Genomic DNA, 18,851 nt, shown 5'->3' on the forward strand with positions numbered 1-18,851 from the left:
GGCTAAAATCAAGCAAAATTTTAAAATTAACGAGGATAAAAATGCAAAATTTAGATATAAGAAAGGCATATCTTGATTTTTTTAAATCAAAAGGTCACGAAGTAGTAGCTTCTGCACCACTCGTGCCAAACGATGCAACACTACTTTTTACAAATGCTGGCATGGTGCCATTTAAGAGCATTTTCACAGGCGAAGTGCCACGCCCAACACCACCTATCCGCACTAGCTGTCAGACCTGCATAAGAGCTGGAGGCAAGCACAACGACCTTGATAACGTCGGCTACACAGCGCGCCACCACACATTTTTTGAGATGCTTGGCAACTTTAGCTTTGGAGAATATTTCAAAAAAGAGGCGATCTCTTACGCTTGGGAATTTGTCACAGAGGTGCTAAAACTACCAAAAGATAAGCTTTATGTAACCGTTCATGAAAGCGACGATGAGGCGTTTGAAATTTGGAGTACTCACATCGCAAAAGATAGGATTTATCGCTTTGGCGACCACGATAACTTCTGGCAGATGGGCGATACTGGACCATGCGGCCCTTGCAGTGAAATTTTTTACGATCAAGGCGCTGAGCACTTTAACACGCCTGAAGATTACATGGGTGGCGATGGAGATAGATTTTTAGAGATCTGGAACCTTGTTTTCATGCAGTATGAAAGAAGTGCGGACGGCAAGCTAAGCCCACTACCAAAGCCAAGCATCGATACAGGTATGGGACTTGAGCGCGTTACTGCTATCTTGCAAGGCAAATTTAGCAACTACGACAGCACACTTTTTATGCCGCTCATAAACGAAGTAGCAAAGCTTTGCGGCAAGCCATACGTCTATGAAAGTGGCGCTAGCTACCGCGTCATAAGCGACCACATCCGCTCAGTCACATTTTTGCTAGCTCAGGGCACGACATTTGATAAAGAAGGCCGTGGCTACGTGCTTCGCCGCATCTTACGCCGTGCGATCCGCCATGGATATTTACTAGGCATAAAAGAGCCATTTATGTATAAACTTGTCGATAAAGTTTGCGAGCTTATGGGCGGACACTACACCTATCTAAACGATAAAAAAGCGGCTGTAAAAGAGCAGATCAAGCTTGAAGAAGAGAGATTTTTAGCAACTATCGCTAGTGGTTTGGAACTATTTGAGAGTGAGCTTAAAAATACAAAAGAAATTTTTAGCGGAGAGGCTGCGTTTAAGCTCTATGACACATTTGGCTTCCCACTTGATCTAACAGCTGATATGCTTAGAGAAAAGGGCTTAAAAGTCGATGAGGCAAGGTTTGATGAGCTTATGAGCGAGCAAAAAGCACGTGCAAAAGCTGCTTGGAAAGGCAGTGGCGACAAGAGCGCGAAGGGCGATTTTAAAGAGCTACTTGAGAAATTTGGCGAGAATAAATTTATAGGCTACGAAGAGCTTAAGAGTAAAAGTAAAATTTTAGCCTTGCTTGATGAAGAATTTAAAAACGTTGATAGCTTAGACGCTGGCAAAGAGGGCTGGGTGATGTTTGACGTCACTCCATTTTACGCTCAAAGTGGCGGTCAGTGCGGCGATAGTGGTAAGATAGTAGGCAAAGCAAATGTGCTTGATACTGAGAAATTTCATGGGCTAAATTTATCTTTAGTAAAAACTAGCGCGGCACTAAAAGTTGGCGACGAAGTAGAGCTTGAAGTGGGCAGCGACAGGGCAGAGATCGCGCGACATCACAGTGCTACACACTTGCTTCACGCAGCCCTTAGAAGCGTGCTTGGCACACACATCGCTCAAGCTGGCTCAAACGTCGAGGCAGATAGGCTAAGGTTTGACTTCTCTCATCCAAAGGCGCTCACTAGTGAAGAAATTTCAAAGGTCGAAAACCTTGTAAATGAGTGGATCTTAGACGGTGCAAATGCAAAAACGCAGGTTATGGAGCTTGAAGAGGCTAAAAAAAGCGGAGCGATCGCACTATTTAACGAAAAATATGCCGACAAAGTAAGAGTTGTGAGCTTTGGCGATGTCAGCAAAGAGCTTTGCGGCGGCACACACGTAAAAAATATAGATGAGATCGGATCGTTTTTCATCACAAAAGAGAGTGGCGTAAGCGCTGGCGTTAGGCGTATAGAGGCTGTTTGCTCAAGAGCTGCACTAAATTTAGCAAGGTCATTTAGGGCTGAGCTTGAAGAGCTAAAAGATGAGCTAAAAAGCACAGAACCACTAAATGCCGTTAAAAAGCTAAAAGGCGAGATAAAAGCACTAAAAGATAAGTTAAAAAACGCTAAAAGCTCTGGGGAGCTAGCCTTTATAAATGTAAATGATACCAAGCTTTGTGTGGCACACATCGATGGTGGCGACATAAAAACTTTGATAGATGAGTTTAAAAACGAGCACGAAAAGGCTGCTATTTTGCTGATCCAAACAGATGAAGAGGGTAAAATTTCTCTTGCAGCTGGCGTAAAAAATGCTCCACTAAAAGCTGGCGCTTGGGTTAAATTTGCAGCGCAAATTCTAGGCGGCAATGGCGGCGGAAAAGACGACTTTGCAACAGCTGGTGGCAAAAACGCTCTAGCCATCGAAGACGCCATAAAAAGCTCACTTGAGTATGCAAGGCAAGCTTTAGAAAAATGATTCATCAAGAGATCGCTTTTTTTAAATTTGATCAACTAATCATCTTCTTGCACATTAGCTTCGTAGCTCTTTTTATAGGGCTACAAGCTGGTTTAGTGCTTGCTGGAAGTTATTTTATAAAAAATAAATTTGAAGATAAAGAGCGCTATCACATCTTGCTTCACATCATAAGACGCTTTGGACTAGCCATCTTTGCGCTAGTTCTTGGCATCGCACTAACTAGCCTGATAATAATCTTTTTCTTTGATGATGGCAAAATGCAAAACCCGATGGCAAGTGCGATAGTAGCGACCAAATGGGCGATAGAGATATTTTTACTCTTAAATTTAAGCTATATCTTTTATAGATACAAAAAGGCTTTAAAAACTCTAAGATCACACGAGATGATCGAGCTAAACGAAAGCCTAATCGTCATCATCTACTACTTTACGCCTCTAAATTTACTAGCCTCGCTTGCGGCTGTCTATCTTGGCGTGAGTTATAGGGGTTTTTAATGATCACTCTTGCTTCTAGCTCGCCAACAAGGGCAAATTTACTAAAAAATGCTGGGATAAATTTTCAGCAAATTTCTTGCAGCTTTGATGAGAGTATGATAACAAAGAGCCTAAAACCTGAAATTTACGTCCAAAACGTCGTAAAAGCTAAAAAAGAGCAGTTTTTAAAGACAAATGGCAAGCTTTTAAATTTACTCTTTGCGGATAGCTGCGTGGCTTGTGGGGATAAAATTTTAGGCAAGGCAAAGGATGCAAACGAGGCACTTGCTATGCTAAATTTACAAAGTGGCAATGAGTGTAGCGTCTATACGGCGATGATATTTTTAGGCGAATTTGAGCTTATAAATGTGAGCAAGACCACATATAAATTTGATAAATTTAGCGAGCAAGAGCTAAAAAGCTACCTAGAAAGTGGCGAGTGGCGAGGTAAAGCTGGAGCCATGACGATAGAAAATTTTAATAAAAAATACATCACCTCCCAGCACGGCGAAACAAGCACGGCAATGGGGCTAAATTTAAAAATATTAAAGGCATTTTTATGAAATATATCTTGGCATTTATCTTTGTAGTTGCCATCGCACTTGGTGGAGCGTTTTTATACTTTTATTCGCAAGTGAGATTTGACGCTTATACCATCATCGATTACAAGCCAAAGCTTGCGACACAAATTTTTGATAGAAACAACGAGCTTATCGCAAATATCTTTGAAGAAAATAGAATTTACGTAAAGTATAACGACATCCCGCCACGTGTCATCGAAGCGCTCGTGGCTATCGAGGATACGAGCTACTTTGAGCATGGCGGTATCAACGTCGAAGCCATGGCAAGAGCGGCGATAAAGGACATCAAAGCTAGAAAGCTGGTAGAAGGCGCATCTACGCTAACTCAGCAGCTCATAAAAAACCTAGCCCTAAGCCGCGAGAAGAAATTTACAAGAAAGATAAAAGAGGTTGTGCTCGCTATGAAGCTTGAAAGCGAGCTTAGCAAAGAGGACATCATCGAAAGATACCTAAATCACGTATATTTCGGGCACGGCTACTACGGCATCAAAACAGCGGCAGAGGGCTACTTTAGAAAAGAGCTAAATGAGCTAAGTATAAAAGAGATAGCGATGCTAGTTGGCATGCCAAAAGCACCAAGCACCTATGATCCTACAAAGCACCTTGATCTCTCTCTTAGCCGCGCGAACAGGGTTCTTGAGAGGATGTATAGCATCGGCTGGATAAACGAGGATGAGTACCGAAAGGGCGTGCTTGAAGAGCCAGCAGTCTTTGACGATACGCTCACACGTAATAAAGCCCCTTACGTGGTCGATGAGATCATAAAAGAGGCTTCAAAGAAATTTGACGATATAAAAACTGGCGGCTACAAGATACAAAGCACAGTCGATCTAAACGTGCAAAAGATCGCTCAGGACGCTTTAGTCTATGGCTACAATGAAATTTTAAAAAGAGATAAAAAAGCAAATCCAGAGATGCTAAATGGCGCTATCGTCGTCACTCATCCACAAAGCGGACAAATTTTAGCTCTAATCGGCGGCATCGACTACGCAAAAAGTAGCTACAACCGCGCCACCCAGAGCAAGCGTCAGCCAGGATCAAGCATTAAGCCATTTATCTATCAAATAGCCCTTGATAGTGGCTACTCAGTCGTCTCTCAAGTAGCTGACATCGCTAGGACATTTGACATGGGTAATGGCAAAGAATGGACGCCAAAGAACTATAGCGGCGGCTTTCAGGGCTACATCACGATAAAATCAGCCTTAACCCAGTCTCGCAACCTCGCAACCATAAATTTACTAAACGATCTTGGTCTTAGCTCAGTTCGCAAACAGCTTACGGATATGGGCTTTAACGATATCCCTGAAAATTTATCAATCGCACTTGGAAGCTTTGGAATTTCACCACTTGACTTTGCAAAATTTTACTCGATGTTTCCAAACGATGGCGAAGTGGTCGAGCCTACACTCATTAAGCACATAGAAAATAGCTTTGGCGCGTCTATGGACTATGAGCCACAAAAGAAGCAGGTGCTAAAACCTGAGCAGGCATTTTTGATGACAACCTTGCTTCAAAATGTCGTAAATAACGGCACCGGACGCAACGCAAAGGTAAATGGCATCCAGATCGCTGGCAAAACTGGCACATCAAACAACAGCATCGATGCTTGGTTTTGCGGCTACTCGCCTGATATCGAGGCCATCATCTGGTACGGAAACGACGATAACAGCCCTATGAAAAAAGTCGAGGGCGGCGGCAGGACAGCGGCGCCTGTCTTTAAGAAATTTATGGAGGGCTATATCAAGCTCTACCCTACTCTAAGGCGTGCGTTTGAACAGCCTGATGGCGTCTATAAAGGATATTTTAACGGCGCTGATGAGTACTACACAAACGACTCGCCGTTGCCGCAAAATACGCCAACAAACGACATTATTCAAGATCAAGAAAACGATGGATTATTATTTTAGGAGATAAGATGAAAAAATTAAAAATTTTACTTTGTCTAGCGCTTGCAAGCCTTGCATACGGCGCTGATCTAAACACAGCTAGCAAGAGCGAGCTAATGAGCCTTGGGCTAAACAAGAGCCAGGCGCTAAATGTCATAAAGTATAGAAAAGCTCATAAATTTACAAGTGTCGAGGAGCTCGAGAAGGTTCAAGGCATCGGCTTTAACGACATGCAAAAGGTCAAAGAAAAGCTTAGCGTAAAAGATGGCCAAAAGGCAAAAAAGGCTGAGCCTGAAAAGAAGTCAAAAAGCAAAAAACTAAAAAGCAAGAAAAAGAAAAAATAGTTTTTCTCTTCTAAATTTCTAGCCATTTACTTTTTGGCTCTATCATTACGCCCCTGAAAGAAGGTGGCTAGAAATGCTAAACATCAACAAAATAAGACATGTAAGCTTTGTAAAATTTTTAATTTTATTTGTAGCTTATATGTTTTTCATAAACTACATATGCTCTTTGCTGGAGTTTTTTGCATTTTGCTTGTGCCATTTTTACTAAAACCTCTTGCTATCTTTCTCATCATGATTAGCAGCATCTCTGCTTACTTTATGCAAACTTACGGCGTCATTATAGATAAAGGCATGCTATTAAACGTCTTGCACACTGACACAAGAGAGGCATTTAGCTATTTTAATGCCAGTTAGCCATTTGGCTTATTTTTGCAACCATCCTGCCTTGCGCATATGTAGCGCTTGTAAAGATTAGCTATGGCGGTTTTAAAAGTGCGCTTAGATCAAGGGCAAAAATAGCCCTTAGCACTTTGGCAAGTGCAGCTGTAATCTTTGCACTCATGTCTAAAATTTTTATACCATTTTTTAAAGAGCCACAACGCCTCAACCATAGGCGTCTTACTCCCATACTATCCTATCTACTCTGGCATAAGATTAGCAAAATCTTTGGCACAAAAACCGCTCCCTTTTACCTACGTGGCAGATGACGCAACACTCACTAATGATAAAAAGAAAATTTTAGTTTTGATAGTTGGCGAGACGCAAAGGAGCAAAAACTACTCGCTAAATGGCTACGCTAAAAACGATACAAACAAATTTACAAAGCAAAAAGATGTGGTAAGTTTTACAAATTTCTACTCATGCGGGACTGCGACAGAGACAAGTGTGCCTTGCCTATTTTCAGACTTAAAGCGAGAAAATTTTAGCAACCGCGAAGCTAAAGCTCGTGAAAATTTAGTTGATATCATCAATAAACTTGGCATAAAAACATACTTTTTTGGCAACAATAGTGGCGGTTGCAAGGGCGTTTGCGACAATCTTGATCAAAACCACACTTCAGAGCACAGAGCAGCTGGCTTTGATGAAGTGATATTTGATGAGGCAAAAAAGGTCATAAAAGATGCAAATTCCACTACATTTATCGTGCTACATTTGCAAGGCTCACATGGCCCTATCTATTACAAAGGCTACCCAAGTAAATTTAAAGAATTCACCCCAACATGCGACACTGCCGAGCTAAACAAATGCACGCCAGATGAGATAGCAAACACCTATGACAACACCATTTTATATGAGGACTATCTACAAAGCGAGCTAATAAACGCCCTTGAAGCAAGAAAAGATAAATTTGAGGTTGCCATGTTCTTTTTCTCAGATCACGGAGAGAGCCTAGGCGAAAATGGCATATATTTACACGGCCTGCCTTACTCCATCGCTCCAGACGAGCAAAAACATATCCCAGCCATCATCTTTTCAAGCGATAGTGAGCTTTTAAAAAGGCTAAAAGCTAGAAAACGCATGATTTTATCTTTAGCTCAGTTCTTGGATATTTTGGGGTAAAAACTAAGGCTTACGAGCCAGAATTTGATATTTTTAGGGAGTAAATTTAAAAGCCAGCCTAGGCAAAGCCCGAAGCTGGCGTAAATTTAAAAGCTGATCTCTTTTATATCGGCTACTTTTAGTATCTCGCTATAAATTTGACCGATTATTGCGACGCGGTTATTTCGCACTTTCTCGTTTTCAACGTTTATCATAACTTTGTCAAAAAACTCATCTATCTGCGGTTTTAGAGCAAATAGCGCTTTTAGCCTTGGCTCGTATGCTAGGCTCTTATTAACTGCTTTAAACGCGTCATTTAAGGCCTTTTCAGCATCTATCTCAAAGAGGCCCTCATCGACCTTGCTAAATTTATCATCTTTTATGATGTTTGCAAGGCGCTTAAATGTCGAGAAATTCTCTCTAAAATTTGGCTCACTTGAAATTTTAGCAAGTGCCTCTATCATCTTAGTTAGCTCCAAGATGTCCTTTTCGCCGCTTTTTATGCACGCTTTTACGATAGAGGCGTTTGCGTCAAAGAAGGTGTAGAGCCTATCAAGGATGAAATTTATAAGCACTTCAACGTCAAATTTCTTATAATCCTTTGCGATATCTTCTAAAATTTCTTTTACGTTAAATTTCAGATTATGCGCCAAAACGATCTTTATCACGCCATTTGCCGCGCGCCTTAGAGCGTATGGGTCTTTCGTGCCGCTTGGGATTTTGCCGATGCTAAAGAGCCCCATTAGCGTATCAAGCTTATTTGAAAGCGCCACAACCGAGCTAAAGACCTTGCTTGGGCACTGCGCCTCCTCGCCGTCTGGCAGATACTGCTCTTTTATGGCTAAAACGACGTTTTCATCCTCATTTTTGGCCTTTGCGTAGTAAGCACCCATGATGCCTTGAAGCTCGGTAAATTCATAAACCATCTGCGTTGTAAGATCAGCCTTACTTAGCATCACAGCTCGCTCCAGCTTGGCCGCGTACTCGCCAGCTTCTTTTTTAAGTAGCTCACCATAGTTGCTAGCAAGTTTTTTAGCCACCTTTAGCTCTCTAAGCTCTTTTTCGTAGATACTTCCAAGCTCTTTTAGGTAGGTTATATTTTTTAGTTTTTCTGGGCTAAATTCGGCCTTAAGGTCGCTTTGCCAAAAGAACATCGCGTCGCTTAGTCTTGCTCTTAGCACCTTTTCGTTGCCCTTAATAATGAGTGAGTAGTCCTTTGTGATGGCGTTACTAACGACCACAAAGCCATTTGCTAGCTTGCCATCTTTAAAGACTGGGAAGTAGCGCTGATTTTCTTTCATCGATGTGATGATGACCTCGCTTGGAACCTCTAAAAACTCCTCTTCAAACGAGCCAAGAAGCGCTGTTGGATACTCTGTGATCGCCACTACTTCAGCTAGCAAGTCTTTATCTATCTCGATCTTTAGCCCACTTTTTTGGCTGATCTTTTCAAATTCATCAAGGATTATTTTCTCTCTTTCGTCTGCCTCTAGCACGACCCCACGGCTCTTTGAGCCTTCAAAATACTCTTTTATATTTGAAATTTTTATCTTGTCGTAGCTGATGCTTCTGTGAGGATAGGTAGAGTTGCTACTCTCTACGCCAAATTTGTTAAATTTAATGACCTCATCGCCCAGCAAGCACAAAAACGATCTTATCGGGCGGATAAACTCAAATTCGCCATTGCCCCAGCGCATAGACTTGCCAAAGCTAAGACTCTTTAAAAACTCCTCGACCATGTCGCCCATTATCTTAGCAACTGGCTCGCCCTTTACCTCTTTTTCGTAGTAAAGCACCTCTTTGCCGTCTATCTCTTTAAATTTAAGCTCGCTCTCGCTTATGCCACATTTATTTGCAAAGCTAAGCGCAGCCTTTGTAAAAGCTCCGTCCTTTAGCGCTACTTGCTTTGGTGCGCCAACAAAACTAGCCACGCTATCTGGCTGAGCTAATGGGAATTTCTCATGGAAAAAGACCAAACGGCGCGGAGTGTAGTAAAATTTAAACTCGCTTTTGATGTTATATTTTTCAAGCACAGCCTGCCATTTAGCGTTGATGTTTGGCAGCTCCCTTAAAAATGGTATCGCTGGGAGCTCCTCGACTCCGATCTCTAGTAACAACTCTTTCATATCTCACTCTTTTTATTAAAATTTTCTCTTTTTTCTCTTATCATCTCTCTTGCTCTCTCCTTCTCTTGCGCCTGCAAAATGACGCCTCTTATCATAAATATCACAAACAAAACAAACGCTGCGATCATAAAAATATCTAAAATTTGCACCATCTACTCCACAACGATCTCTTTTTCGTTTTTATAAATTTTCACCCTCGCCTGCTCAAAGCTATACTCACCATCTTTTAGCCTTTTTTTGCTATAAACTCTGATCTTGCCATGCGGTGTATGCAAGTAGCCGCCCTCTAGCCTACCTGAAATTTTAGCGATCACATCGCCGCTTCTTGCAATGCTTAGCTTTGAGCTATCAAGTAAATTTTCACTCACTTCTTTTGCGCCATGCTCATTTATGATCTCATAAGAGCTTACTTCAAGCACCTCTTTGTAAAATTTCACTCGCCTGACCAAAATGTCAAGCTCATCGCCCACGCCGACGCTATTTTTAGGATCATATACGTAAATTCCACGGCGATTTTTTGAGATGATAAAGCCATGCTTATCTTTTAAGATGACAACAGCTCGCTCCACAAGTGCTGGCAAGGCCTCAGGATGCTCAAAAAGCGTCTCTATGTAAGCTTTTTTATAGTTTTGATCATCTGCTTTTTTAGCTTCTTTTTTTAAATTTTCATTTGATTTAGCAAGACTTGGTTTGGTTGAGATTTTAAATTTAAGCGCAAAGTGGTCTGAGTAAAGATCACTCTTTGCAAAGCCATGTTCATCGACCACAAAGCTTGGCTTAAAGACCTCAAAACTGCCATCAACGTAGCTTAGATCGCCATTTGCCATAAAGCTAGGCGAGAGCAAAACGTGGTCAATAGCTCGCTTTTTGCCATGGACTGCATGAGAGTATCTATCTTTTGGGGCTAAAAAGCTATAAAGATCATAAAATCCACGAGTTGCGATGATATCGTTTAAGATGGATTTTTGCCCATAAGGTGAGTTAAAATCACCCAAAACTATGGCATTTTGCTCGTTACCAAGAGCAGCTCTTAGCGTTCTTTCAGCCTTTTTTTGCATATTTATGCCGTTTTTATAAGCTGGGAAGTGATTAACAAAAACGCCAAATTTCTTACCCTCCACCTCAAAAATAACCTTTAAAATGTTTCTAGTTTTTACATTTGGCACTTCAAAAATTTCACTGCCACTTGGCTTTATCTTTGATATGAGAGCTAGCCCAACTGGAGAGTTTTTTGCCTTGCTAAAAGCTATAAATTTATAGTCGCTGCCTTCAACAAGGCTTTTTAAAACCTGCTCGTTTTCTACCTCTTGAAGTGCGATGATGTCGGTATTTATAGCGTCTATGACCTGTTTTGTTCTTTTTAGTTTTGAGCTAGCCGCCTCGCAGTCCCACTTTGAAGTGCTAGATTTAAAGTCAGGATATTCGCTGCCATCGTCCTTGCAGTCAAATAAATTTTGCACATTATAAGTTGCGATGCTTATCTCGCTAGCAAATGCCATAAAAACGGCAAAAACTAATGCAAAGAGCGCTCTCAAACCTCGCTCCTAAAGTCAAATTTAGAGATGTTTTGCCTGATCGCCTCATACGCGATGATGCCAGCACTCATGGCTAAATTTAAGCTCCTGCCCTCTTTTCCCATCGGGATCGTTATGGCGTTTTTGAAATTTATATCCATAAACTCTCTTGGCAGCCCCGTGCTCTCTCCGCCAAAAAATATAAAATCTCCTGGCTCAAATTTAGCGTCGTAGTAAAGCCTGTTTGTCTTAGTCGTAGCAAAGAAAAATCGCTCTTTGTGGCTCAAATTTGCCTCCAAAAACTCATCCAAACTCTCCCAAATTTGTGGCTTTAAGATTTTCCAATAATCAAGCCCAGCACGTCTAACAGCCTTTTCGCTCAGATCAAAGACAGTTGGCTTAACGATGTGCAGCTTTAAATTTGCATTTACGCACATTCTGCCGATAGCTCCAGTGTTTTGCGGTATCTGAGGATGGACTAGGACTATGTTAAACATAAGTTTTTCTTGCCTTAAAAAGTGTTATAAACTGGCTCATTTTAGCCAAAATGGGCTTTTAAGAGTTTTAAAGATTAAGATTTTCTAAATTTGCGCTCGCTAAGATAGCTTAAAATTTCAAGCTCCTGTCTGCGTTTTATCTCAGCTGCGATCATCTCGTTCTTAAAGCCAGCCGCCAAGATCTCTCTCACATCGACCTTTGCGTCAAATTTACTCTCATAGACCCCAAGCTCTTTTGCACGCTCTATGCGCTCTTTATTGTAAGCTCCAAGCCACGATTTTATAGGCATATTTAGAGCAATTTCTAGTAGCTCATTGTCACTTGGCATAGCTTTAAAAAATGGCTCTTTTAGGATAGAAAAGTAGCTCTTTGACAGGCGCATTTTTTCTAAAATTTCCTTTGCGTCAAGCTCAAATTTACCAAAAAGCATATACAAAAATAGCCTCTCATCATCCACGAAATTTCTAGCACTTTTAAGTTCGCTCAAAAACTCATCATTTTCACAAATTTGCACGTCAAAAATTTGCTCAAAAAGAGAAAGTGCAAAAAGATAAAACGCCCCTTTTTCAAGCTCTTTTGCTCTAAAAAATTTAATGAGCTCGGTATTTATCCTATCCTTGCTTAGATGCGCTAGATCAAGCGTTTTCATAAGCTCTAGCGTCTCGTCAGCTATGCTAAAGCCAAGCCTAGCGCTAAACTGCACGCCACGTAGCACCCTTAGCGGATCTTCTTTAAATTTCTCACTATCGATGTGTCTTAGCGTCTTGCTTTCAAGGTCCTTTTTGCCGCTATGAAAGTCTAAAATTTCGCCGTTAAAGATGTTCATCATCATGGCATTTACCGTAAAATCACGCCTTAGGCTAGCAAGAGCTGGATCATTTATGTAGCTTACGGCAAAGTCTTTGTGCGAATTTCCAGTCTTGCTCTCGCTTCGTGGCAGCCCAAGATCATAGTTTTTATATTTGTAGATGAAGTAGCTTTTGCCAACACCACTAGCTTTTATGCTAGTCATCAGCTCGTCAAATTTAGCTGGCTTTATATCATAAACTTCGATGTCATAATCATAAATTTCTCGCCCCAAAAGCGCATCTCTCACGCAGCCACCGACTAGATAGACGCGCTTGCTAAATGGAGCAAATAGCGACCTAAAAAAGTCTAGCTCGCTATTTTTGTAAATGCTTGTACCAGTTTTTGCCTCAAATTTATTATTTTGAGAGATTTTGAAGTCTATTTTCGATATTTGCAAGGGTAAATTCTAAAAATTTAGTAGTTAGCTCGAGCCTTTGGCTAAGGTCTTGCTCGCTAGTTTGCTTAAGCCCTTCAAAAAGCACCTCGATGCGCTCAGCAAGGTTTGCTAAGAAAATTTCCTCCTCGCTTATCTCCCTGCTCTTTGGCAAAATTTGCGCTACCTTTGGCTCCGGCTCACTTTGCGCACTTGACACGCTTAGCACGCTTGCCTCTACTTTTGGCTCTTCAAGCACTTGCTCGTCAGCAGTTTCTATTGCCAAAAGCTCTTTTTTTAAATTCTCCCTTTCAAGCTCTTCTTGCTTTTTGCTTTGCAGTGCCTCTATCTTCTCAAGCTCGGCGCTAACCTCACTAATGGCCATCCTAGCGATATCATCAAGCTTCATAATCTTATCAACCACCTTTTAAATTCGTTTATCTCTTCGTCACTTTTCATCCTGATGAAAAACTCTTTCATCTGCTCATTTTTTATCACGCGCTCCTTGCGAAGTCCGCTCAGGCGGTTTATCGCGCTAAGGGCGTCCTTGTTTGATGGGTCTTGTTTTAAGATATTCTTGTAAATTTCAAGCGCATCGTCTTTTAGTCCTTGCGCCTCGTAGATCAGTGCTTCAGTGATCGTGTTTTTCATTTTTTGATAAATCCTGCTATCACGTCGCCTATCTCGCTTGTTGAGCAAATTTCAACTGCGTTAAAAGCGGCGATATCTTTTGTTCTATATCCATTTGCAAGCGCTGTTTTTACAGCATTTTCTATCGCATTTGCCGCCTCACTCTCACCAAATGCATATCTTAGCATCATCGCTGCACTTAAAATGGTCGCGATCGGATTTGCTATGCCCTGCCCTGCGATGTCTGGTGCTGAACCGTGGATAGGCTCATAAATTCCCACTTTACCGCCCATGCTGGCACTTGGTAAAAGTCCTATCGAGCCACAAACCATGCTCGCTTCGTCACTTAAAATGTCGCCAAATAAATTTTCAGTCAGTATGACGTCAAAATTTGCAGGAGCTCTTACTAGCTGCATCGCTGCGTTATCTACGTACATAAAGCTAAGCTCTACTTCAGGATAGTCCTTTGCCACTTCGCTTGTCACCTCGCGCCAAAGCTGGCTTGTCTCAAGCACATTTGCCTTATCGACCATGCAGACCTTTTTCTTGCGAAGCATAGCCGTCTCAAAGGCGATCTTTGCGATGCGTTCGATCTCAAATTTAGTATAAACCATCGTGTTAAACGCTCTATCTTCGCCTTTTTCACGTGGCTGCCCAAAATAAAGCCCGCCAGTTAGCTCGCGAACCACGACAAAATCAACGCCCTTTAGCACCTCTGGCTTTAGCGTGCTAGCATCCACTAACTCGTCAAAGATGATGGCTGGGCGTAAATTTGCATAAGCTTCAAGCTCTTTTCTGATCTTTAAAAGTCCGCTCTCTGGCCTTAGGTGTCTTGGCAGGCTGTCCCATTTCTCGCCGCCGATCGCTCCAAAAAGCACAGCGTCGCTACTAAGCGCTGAGCTTAGCGTCTCATCTGGCAGTGGCTCGCCAAAAACGTCGTAGGCTGCGCCGCCCATAAGCTTGTAGTCATACTTAAATTTGATACCAAACTCAGCGCTCACTACGTCTAAAACCTTTATCGCCTCGTCGATGATCTCAGGGCCGATGCCATCGCCTTTTATAACGCAAATTTTATAGTTTTTCATCGCCGCTCCTTAGTTCATCTTCGCTTTTGCGTATTCGATAAGGCCGCCAGCGTTTAAAAGCTCTTGCATAAATGGCGGAATAGCGTTAAATTTATACTCTTTTTTTGTGCTTTCATTTATGATGACGCCGTTATCTACGTCGATCTTTAGCGTGTCGCCCTCGTTTATCTCATCAGTCTCTTTGATCTCAAGTATCAAAAGCCCTGTGTTAAAGCTATTTCTGTAAAAAATCCTCGCAAAGCTCTTAGCCACAACAGCTGCTATGCCAGCCTCTTTTAGCGCTAGCGGGGCGTGCTCTCTTGAGCTACCGCAACCAAAATTTTCGCCAGCTACGATGATGTCGCCTTTTGCTATTTTTGAGCTAAATTTAGGATCAGCGTCTTCCATGATGTGTTTTGCTAGTTCTTTTTCGTCTGAAGTGTTTAAATATCTTGCGGCGATGATGATGTCAGTGTCGATGTTATCGCCAAATTTCCAAACTTTGCCTTGTTTCATTTTTAACCTTTAGTTTTGTAAATTTGGGCTGATTTTAACCAAAAGAAGCTAAATAAATAATCAAAAGCGCTCTTGCAAGCTAAATTTAGCGGCATTTAAACCGCTAAATTTAAGTAAAAATAAATTAGATATTCTCTCCAGCAACCATGCCAAATACCATACAATCAGCCATGCTCATCGTGCCAAGACGGCTTGCTCCATGCACGCCACCAGTGATCTCGCCAGCTGCATAAAGACCTGCAATAGGCTCGTGAGTAGTTGCGCTTATGACTTGCGCTTTTGTATTTATCTCGACACCGCCCATGCAGTAAAGGATCTTTGGCGTAGTCTCACTCGCGTAAAATGGCGCTTTTGTAATGCCAATGCCATTTACATCAGCTTTTGTCAAAGGTTTTCCAAACTCAGGGTCTTTTTCATTTTTGACATATTCGTTGAAATTTTTAATAGTCTCCAAAAATGGCTCAAGCGGGATATTATAAGCTTTTGCAAGCTCTTCAAGTGTGTTAAATTTCTTTATAGAGCCCTCTTCAACGCCCTTTTTTGTATAAGCGATATTGTTTGCATCAACGGCTGCTTGATCGCAGATATTTACTGGATAGTTATCGTTTTTATCACTTTGCGCCATACAAGCAAAGATCGCATCGCTCTTTACCTTACGGCCTGCATGCTCATTCATAAAGCGTTTGCCAGTTTTTGGATTGACGCTTAGGCCGTAGTCATTTGCGCAGTGATTTGTAAAAAGTGCAGATGTGCCAAAGCCTCTTTCAGTTGGGTTTGTGTATGGATTTAGCTGGATCCAGCTAAGTTGGATAGGGTTTGCTCCAAGCTTTATCGCAGCTACTAGCGCTCCAGAGGTTGCACCTGGCTGGCTAACTGTCTCGATATTGTCTTTTAGATACGGTACTTGCTGCATCCTAAACCACTTATCAGAGCTAAAACCTCCTGCTGCAAGGATGACGCCATCTTTTGCTTTAAAGCATTTTGGCGTGCCAGTTTTATTCTCTTTATCATCATTTGCAAGCTGATGATCAAATCTATAATCCTCCCTGCATTTTATGCCAACAACCCTGCCATTTTCATCGATGATAAAATCATCAAATTTAGTCCTTCTTTTTGTCACGGCATTCGGATTTTTATCGATCGCATCGTGCATAGGCAAAACGTATCCTGCACCACTTGTGTTTTTAGACTGAACGGCACGTTTTATAGAGTGACCGCTCGCTGAGATCACCTTGCCTGTAAATTCAACGCCAAGCGTTTTTAGGTATTCAAAAGCGTCATTTGCGCGGTCATAGATGACTTCAAGCAGATCGACATGGTTTAAATTTTGACCATCTTTTAGGCAGTCAGCGATAAAAGCCTCTTTGCTATCTTTTATGCCTGCTGCTTTTTGAAATTCATTATTTGGGACAGCCATATTGCCAGCATTTATGACTGAGTTGCCGCCGCTTCGTCCCATTTTCTCGATCATTAGCACTTTTTTGCCGCGTTTTAGCGCTTGCAAAGTAGCCATCGAGCCTGCAAAGCCTGTGCCTATGACGATGACGTCATACTCTTCGTCAAATTTAATATCTTTTGCCTCTAAAACTCCAGCATTTGCACTGCTAGCAGCAAGTGCCAATGCGCCAGTAGCACCCATTTTCATAAAATTTCGCCTAGAAATTTCTCTCATTGTTTGCTCCTTTTTTAAATTTCTTGGCGTAAATTATACGTCAATTACGCATAAAATAAAACTTAATTATGAAAATTTGACTAAAAATATTTATAAAGCAAATTTTAATACTAGCCTCTAAAGCTTTAAATTTAAGCCTTAGCCTTTTGCAAAATTTCTTTCATCTCATCTTCACTAAGTGGCTCAACAAGCACGTTTGCAGCGTCGATGAAGTGGTATTTTTCTTTTGGTAAATTTGCCATGAAAGCTCCATATTCACACTCATCAAGCACTTGAGCGTTACTATCCTCCACGCCCACAACTAGCGTAAGCACCCAGCGCGATACCTTGCGATCTCCAAGCGCCTCTTGTGCCTGCCACGACGGAGATGGAGCATAAGGCAAGATGGTCGGCAAATTTTCACTAAGCGTGTATGCGCCAAAAATTTCGTTGCCGTCTTTGTCTTGATAGAGGTGCTCTTTTGCGCTGTATGCGTCAAGATACTGCACCTGCCTCATCATCTCATCAAATTTAGCCGCAGGGCTGGCACTAGCAAAGATTTCATCTACCATAACCGCGTCAAACGCCACATCACGCCCCACGCCAGAGATATAAAGCGTTTGATTTTTCTCTTTTATATCTTTTAACGCTTCAAGTCCAGCTGCGATGTCAGCCTCGTATTCAAATTTTAAAATTTGCTCGCTATCATAAATTTTTTCGTTATCGCACTCTATTTTTGAGCCAGTTTGGACTGAGAGCTTTGAGAGTAGCTCAAGTGCGATCTGCCAGTCGCCGACGCCACTTGGAGTATAAACGCGCACGATATACTCGCCATCTTCGTAGTTTAGCTCAAAGCCACGAGCGCTCTTTTGCCACACGCCTGCTATCATTACGTCAGCGCCCAGCTCATTTGCGCTTGGCTCCTCTTGCTCGCTGTTAAAAAAGAAAAGCCCCTCAACAAGAGCTGAAATTTCACGCTCGCTTAGCGCCTTTGCATATCCGCCAAGCAGCTTCTTTTTATTTTTTACACTAAATGTCAAACTCATAAATTCTCCTTTTTTGCTCTAAAATGTCATCACTTGATCGCACTCTCTCACCCACTCGGACAAGATATCCATGCTGCCTTTCACCTCAGCCTCAAAATAAGGCTCTCCCACATGCAAACCGCACCTTGTTTGGCAGCTACCACAAACCTTAAGCATCGCGCCACCAGCGTATAGCTCTTTTAGCATCGCTACTAGATCGACGTCGTAGTTTTCTGGCTTTTTGGTGCTATTTCGCGCAAGATCGACTGCGTCGTTCATGAGAAAGATCCTAACCTCTTCGCCCTTTTCTTTTAACGCTCTAGCTAGCCTTAGCGCGTTGTAAGCGTTGTCCGTGCCGTTATATGGCTGATTTGTAAGTATAAATAGAAATTTTTTCATCTCTTATCCTTTTGCTAAAAATGTAGCGCAAACTGGACAAATTTTAGCCAAGCTAGGTAAAAAGTGGATAAATTTATCTAAAAAGCAAGAGCACGCCGATCGTGCAGACGATAATGGCAGTGCAAATTTCAAGTAGCCTTAGGTGCGTTTGTAAAAATTTCTTCAGCATAGCTCCGCCAAGTGCGTAGATATTTAGCGCACAAAACTCGATCAAAACGAGCGTTATGGTGATCACACACATACGAGCTAGACTAAATGGGTCGTCTTTATCCAAAAATGTAGGCAGCAAGGCTGAGAAAAATATCCACGCCTTTGGGTTTGAGACGCTAACGATGAGGCCATTTATAAACATCTGCTTTTTGCTTGGCAAATTTGAGACGTTTGTGATGCTAAGCTCGCCCTTGCCAAAAAAGAGCATCGCGCCAAGATAGAGCATATAAAGGCCTGCGATGATATTTAGCGCCTTAAATGCGTACTCAAAATGATGTAGCACCGCTCCCACGCCAAGCATACAGCTAAACGATACAAAAGCGATCGCTAAAAGCTGCCCAGCCATCACGAAAAACGAGTGCTTGTAGCCAAAGCTCATACCAATGCTCATAGCGTAGGTCATGTTGATGCCTGGCATCATCGAGATGGGCGCAAGGGTGATAAAAAATAGCAAGAAATTCATAAGAGGCCTTGAAATTTTAATGAAATGCTAAATCAAAATCTATAAATTTATGATAAAAGAGCGCTTTATTAGCAAATTTAGCCTGCTTTTGGACGTGAAAAATTTGGCTTTTGGCGCTAGGTATATAAATTTAATAAATTTAGTGCAAAAACAAAGGCGATTTTATATGT

Annotated in this window: 19 protein-coding genes and 1 pseudogene; 7 read left to right on the forward strand and 13 right to left on the reverse strand. The window is 41.8% G+C overall.

Features of this window, described 5'->3' with window-relative positions:
* Positions 1-41: 41 nt before the first annotated feature.
* The 7 genes and pseudogenes from alaS (at position 42) to CYP84_RS11050 (ending at position 7,384) form a co-directional block, all read left to right on the forward strand.
* Positions 42-2,600: an alanine--tRNA ligase gene (gene alaS, locus CYP84_RS06070; RefSeq protein ID WP_103636981.1), complete on the forward strand. Its 2,559-nt coding sequence runs from the start codon at positions 42-44 to the stop codon at positions 2,598-2,600.
* The gene (locus CYP84_RS06075) at positions 2,597-3,094 is read left to right on the forward strand and encodes a 3-isopropylmalate dehydratase (RefSeq protein WP_103636982.1); all 498 of its coding nucleotides are present in this window, start codon (positions 2,597-2,599) and stop codon (positions 3,092-3,094) included. Before alaS ends, CYP84_RS06075 begins: the two co-directional genes overlap by 4 nt.
* Complete coding sequence (gene maf, locus CYP84_RS06080; RefSeq protein ID WP_103636983.1) at positions 3,094-3,636, forward strand: septum formation inhibitor Maf; 543 nt, start codon at positions 3,094-3,096, stop codon at positions 3,634-3,636. The genes CYP84_RS06075 and maf overlap by 1 nt, the downstream gene beginning before the upstream one ends.
* A complete protein-coding gene (locus CYP84_RS06085) occupies positions 3,633-5,561 on the forward strand; it encodes a transglycosylase domain-containing protein (RefSeq protein WP_103609076.1) in 1,929 nt (642 codons plus the stop codon). The genes maf and CYP84_RS06085 overlap by 4 nt, the downstream gene beginning before the upstream one ends.
* 8 nt (positions 5,562-5,569) lie before the next feature.
* A complete protein-coding gene (locus CYP84_RS06090) occupies positions 5,570-5,884 on the forward strand; it encodes a helix-hairpin-helix domain-containing protein (protein ID WP_103636984.1) in 315 nt (104 codons plus the stop codon).
* A gap of 159 nt (positions 5,885-6,043) precedes the next feature.
* Positions 6,044-6,531, forward strand: a pseudogene (locus tag CYP84_RS11045) (phosphoethanolamine transferase domain-containing protein).
* Positions 6,521-7,384, forward strand: a complete 864-nt coding sequence (locus CYP84_RS11050) for a phosphoethanolamine transferase (RefSeq protein WP_258033906.1) — start codon at positions 6,521-6,523, stop codon at positions 7,382-7,384. Before CYP84_RS11045 ends, CYP84_RS11050 begins: the two are co-directional and overlap by 11 nt.
* An 86-nt stretch (positions 7,385-7,470) precedes the next feature.
* Here the strand turns inward: CYP84_RS11050 and glyS are convergent, their stop codons facing one another.
* From glyS to CYP84_RS06155, 13 genes are all read right to left on the reverse strand, one after another.
* Complete coding sequence (gene glyS / locus CYP84_RS06100; protein ID WP_103636985.1) at positions 7,471-9,489, reverse strand: glycine--tRNA ligase subunit beta; 2,019 nt, start codon at positions 9,487-9,489, stop codon at positions 7,471-7,473.
* Entirely contained in the window at positions 9,486-9,638 is a 153-nt protein-coding gene (locus CYP84_RS10760; protein ID WP_162141601.1) for a hypothetical protein, read from the reverse strand. The genes glyS and CYP84_RS10760 overlap by 4 nt, the downstream gene beginning before the upstream one ends.
* A 3-nt stretch (positions 9,639-9,641) precedes the next feature.
* Positions 9,642-11,024: an endonuclease/exonuclease/phosphatase family protein gene (locus CYP84_RS06105; RefSeq protein WP_103581767.1), complete on the reverse strand. Its 1,383-nt coding sequence runs from the start codon at positions 11,022-11,024 to the stop codon at positions 9,642-9,644.
* Positions 11,021-11,500, reverse strand: coding sequence for a tRNA (cytidine(34)-2'-O)-methyltransferase (locus CYP84_RS06110; protein WP_103566972.1), 480 nt, complete (start codon positions 11,498-11,500; stop codon positions 11,021-11,023). Before CYP84_RS06110 ends, CYP84_RS06105 begins: the two co-directional genes overlap by 4 nt.
* Positions 11,501-11,574: 74 nt before the next feature.
* Positions 11,575-12,747, reverse strand: coding sequence for a CCA tRNA nucleotidyltransferase (locus CYP84_RS06115; protein ID WP_103636986.1), 1,173 nt, complete (start codon positions 12,745-12,747; stop codon positions 11,575-11,577).
* Positions 12,707-13,147, reverse strand: a complete 441-nt coding sequence (locus CYP84_RS06120) for a CiaD-like domain-containing protein (protein WP_258033905.1) — start codon at positions 13,145-13,147, stop codon at positions 12,707-12,709. The genes CYP84_RS06115 and CYP84_RS06120 overlap by 41 nt, the downstream gene beginning before the upstream one ends.
* The gene (locus CYP84_RS06125) at positions 13,129-13,374 is read right to left on the reverse strand and encodes a hypothetical protein (RefSeq protein ID WP_002941772.1); all 246 of its coding nucleotides are present in this window, start codon (positions 13,372-13,374) and stop codon (positions 13,129-13,131) included. Before CYP84_RS06125 ends, CYP84_RS06120 begins: the two co-directional genes overlap by 19 nt.
* Positions 13,371-14,438, reverse strand: coding sequence for a 3-isopropylmalate dehydrogenase (leuB, locus tag CYP84_RS06130; protein WP_103636988.1), 1,068 nt, complete (start codon positions 14,436-14,438; stop codon positions 13,371-13,373). The genes CYP84_RS06125 and leuB overlap by 4 nt, the downstream gene beginning before the upstream one ends.
* Positions 14,439-14,447: 9 nt before the next feature.
* The gene (locus tag CYP84_RS06135) at positions 14,448-14,933 is read right to left on the reverse strand and encodes a 3-isopropylmalate dehydratase small subunit (protein ID WP_012140000.1); all 486 of its coding nucleotides are present in this window, start codon (positions 14,931-14,933) and stop codon (positions 14,448-14,450) included.
* Positions 14,934-15,057: 124 nt separating this feature from the next.
* Positions 15,058-16,605, reverse strand: a complete 1,548-nt coding sequence (locus CYP84_RS06140) for a flavocytochrome c (protein WP_103612286.1) — start codon at positions 16,603-16,605, stop codon at positions 15,058-15,060.
* A gap of 131 nt (positions 16,606-16,736) precedes the next feature.
* A complete protein-coding gene (locus CYP84_RS06145) occupies positions 16,737-17,630 on the reverse strand; it encodes a DUF4299 family protein (RefSeq protein WP_103636989.1) in 894 nt (297 codons plus the stop codon).
* An 18-nt stretch (positions 17,631-17,648) separates the two neighbouring features.
* Entirely contained in the window at positions 17,649-18,008 is a 360-nt protein-coding gene (locus CYP84_RS06150; protein WP_103594325.1) for a DsrE/DsrF/TusD sulfur relay family protein, read from the reverse strand.
* Between the two features lie 73 nt (positions 18,009-18,081).
* The gene (locus CYP84_RS06155) at positions 18,082-18,681 is read right to left on the reverse strand and encodes a LysE family translocator (protein WP_103636990.1); all 600 of its coding nucleotides are present in this window, start codon (positions 18,679-18,681) and stop codon (positions 18,082-18,084) included.
* Positions 18,682-18,851: the final 170 nt, after the last annotated feature.

The organism is Campylobacter concisus, from assembly GCF_002912425.1.
GTDB classification, from domain to species: domain Bacteria; phylum Campylobacterota; class Campylobacteria; order Campylobacterales; family Campylobacteraceae; genus Campylobacter_A; species Campylobacter_A concisus_AH.